This is a genomic window from uncultured Mucilaginibacter sp., assembly GCF_937859865.1.
In the GTDB taxonomy this organism is placed as follows: domain Bacteria; phylum Bacteroidota; class Bacteroidia; order Sphingobacteriales; family Sphingobacteriaceae; genus Mucilaginibacter_A.
Map to the genome: position 1 here is coordinate 1 of NZ_CALMAT010000176.1, position 2934 is coordinate 2934.

Below are 2934 nucleotides of genomic sequence, written 5' to 3' on the forward strand. Positions count from 1 at the left end.
GCAGGAAATTGCCCAAAAATTAGGCCTTAAAAAAAGCATTCCGGTTGCTTAGAAAGCTGGCGACCAGCCAAATAACGCTTTGTCTTTAAACGTTTTGAAACCTGGCGAAGTGGCCGCAACTGCCGGAACTTCGGGCGTAATTTATGGCGTGAGCGATCAGCCGGTTTACGATCCGCAATCGCGCGTTAACACTTTTGCCCACGTTAATTATACCGAAACCGAAACCCGGACCGGTGTTTTGTTGTGCATCAACGGCACGGGAAGCATGAACCGTTGGGCAAAAAGCCTTTTTGGCAGCGGTATTTCTTATCAGCAGATGAACGATGAGGCCAATAAAATCAAGGTTGGGAGCGAAGGTTTGCTGGTTTTGCCTTTTGGCAACGGTGCCGAACGGATGCTGAACAACAGGCAAATCGGGGCGCAAATCGTTGGAATTGATGTAAACCACCACAGTCCGGCACATTTGTTTCGGGCCGTGCAGGAAGGGATTGCCTGTGCTTTTCGTTACGGGTTGGACATTATGCGCGAAAACGGGATTCGCCCAAATATCATCCGCGCCGGAAAAGCCAATTTGTTTTTGAGTACTGTTTTTGCCGATGCTTTTGTCAACGCAACCGGCGTACCGGTAGAGCTGTACCAGAACGACGGGAGTGCGGGCGCAGCATTAGGCGCAGGAATTGGTGCGGGGATTTTTGCTTCTCCGCAGGAAGCTTTTAAAAACATGCGGCCTGTTGAAACCATAGAACCGAAAAACCAAGAATTTGAAGCGGTTTACCAGCAATGGAAAGCGTTGTTAATAAAACAACTGCATTAGAACATGCTTCTTTTATGGCAATAAAATTAGCAGGACAACCATTTTATAAAACATCTTTAAATCAACATAAAAATTAAAAACGATAACAACACTAACTATAAAACTATGGGACAAATAGTAACCGGAGAAAAAGAGTTTTTTCAAGGCATTGGCCAGATCCAATTTGAAGGTTTGGAATCCGACAACCCGCTGGCCTTTCGCTGGTACGACGAGAACCGCGTCGTGGCCGGCAAAACGATGAAAGAACATTTTAAGTTTGCCGGCGCGTACTGGCATTCTTTTGTGGGCAATGGCAGCGACCCTTTTGGCAGCGCCACACATATTTTTCCCTGGGACGAAAAAGCGGATCCGATTGAACGCGCCAAAGATAAAATGGACGCGGCGTTTGAATTCTTCACCAAAATGAACCTGCCTTACTACTGTTTCCACGATGTGGATGTGGTAGATTACGGAAATGACATCGCCGAAAACGAACGCCGTTTGCAAACCCTGGTAGCATACGCCAAAGAAAAACAAGCACAAAGCGGCGTGAAATTGTTGTGGGGAACGGCCAACTTGTTCTCGCACCGAAGATATATGAACGGTGCTTCCACCAATCCTGATTTTCATGTTTTGGCGCACGGTGCGGCACAAGTGAAAGCGGCACTGGATGCCACCATTGCTTTGGGTGGAGAAAATTATACGTTTTGGGGAGGCCGCGAAGGTTACATGACTTTGCTGAACACCAACATGAAACGCGAGCAGGAGCATTTTGCAAAATTTTTGCATGCAGCAAAAGATTACGCACGCAAACTAGGCTTTAAAGGCAGCTTCTTTATCGAGCCAAAACCGGCCGAACCGACCAAACACCAGTATGATTTTGATGCGGCCACCGTTTTGGGCTTTTTGCAGCGATACGATTTACTGAACGATTTTTCACTCAATTTGGAAGTGAACCACGCTACTTTGGCCGGCCATACTTTTCAGCACGAGTTGCAGGTTGCCGTGGATGCCGGTTTGCTGGGTTCTATTGATGCCAACCGCGGCGATATGCAAAACGGCTGGGACACCGACCAATTCCCGAACGATATTAACGAACTGACTGAATCCATGCTGATCATCTTGGAAGGCGGCGGCATCAAATACGGCGGCGTTAACTTTGATGCCAAGATCAGGAGAAACTCGACGGATCCAGCTGATTTGTTTTATGCACACGTTGGTGGGATGGATATTTTTGCCCGCGCTTTAATTACGACAAATAACATCTTGCAAAAATCAGATTATAAAAAAATCCGCCAGGAACGTTATGCTTCTTTTGACAGCGGAAAAGGCAAGGCGTTTGAAGAAGGCAAATTGAGTTTAGAAGATTTACGCAATTACGCTGCAGAAAACGGCGAACCGGCAACGATTAGCGGTAAACAGGAGTATCTGGAGAATTTGGTTAACAGGTATATCTAAAGACTAAATTTTAGGTGGTAAAAGAAGCATTTGACTTTAGAGCTGGGTGCTTCTTTGTTAAAAGTTAAAAATATTTTACTTTTTCCCACTTCGCTTGGCCATTTTTGGTACACCTTCACCTGGTGTTAGTATTGTAATTACTTTTGCATCTAATAATAACCGTTGCATTATTTTACCGATCATTCAAATATCCTTTTATCAAAAGGAAAATCAACAATCTCCACAATTTTAATTTTAGAAAAATCCAAATGATTTGGATTGATCAAAAAGTTAAAATCTCCGAAAGTTACAACCGATGGGATTTGAAGCATACAACTTTTATTTTCGGCTACAAATTTGTCGCCTATAAATTGTGTTGATGCCGGGTGCGGAAATGAGTTCCAGTTTGGAGGTAAGTCAGCCATAGCAAGTTTAGTGATGGAAATATCATCAGGAACATAAACGGCCATCATTACATAATCATCTGGTAAAGTTGCTAACGTAAAATGTACGGCAACTTCTGCCATTGCCAAAGATCGGTTTGCTGCCGTGTAAATCAATTCTACGCCAACAGAATTCCATCTTGCACCTTTTAAGGCAGCACCTTTTCCAGATAAAGTGGTTGCAAATTTTCTCCTGGATAATCTAAAAACTTCCACTACACTAAAATTCCATGATTAATCCGCGTAAGTTCTCCAATTACC

Annotated in this window: 2 protein-coding genes and 1 pseudogene; 2 read left to right on the top strand and 1 reads right to left on the bottom strand. The window is 44.1% G+C overall.

Features of this window, described 5'->3' with window-relative positions; all coding sequences use genetic code 11:
- Together Q0192_RS18600 and xylA are read left to right on the top strand one after the other, a co-directional pair.
- A pseudogene (locus Q0192_RS18600) lies at nt 1-814 on the top strand (FGGY-family carbohydrate kinase); the annotation flags it as partial.
- Nucleotides 815-919: 105 nt separating this feature from the next.
- Nucleotides 920-2251, top strand: a complete 1332-nt coding sequence (gene xylA / locus Q0192_RS18605; RefSeq protein ID WP_299291997.1) for a xylose isomerase — start codon at nt 920-922, stop codon at nt 2249-2251.
- A 179-nt stretch (nt 2252-2430) separates the two neighbouring features.
- On the opposite strand, the gene Q0192_RS18610 is transcribed toward xylA, so the two are convergent.
- Nucleotides 2431-2889 carry an RES family NAD+ phosphorylase gene (locus Q0192_RS18610; RefSeq protein ID WP_299291999.1) on the bottom strand — a complete coding sequence of 153 codons (459 nt, stop codon included), beginning with the start codon at nt 2887-2889 and terminating at the stop codon, nt 2431-2433.
- Between the last annotated feature and the right edge of the window lie 45 nt (nt 2890-2934).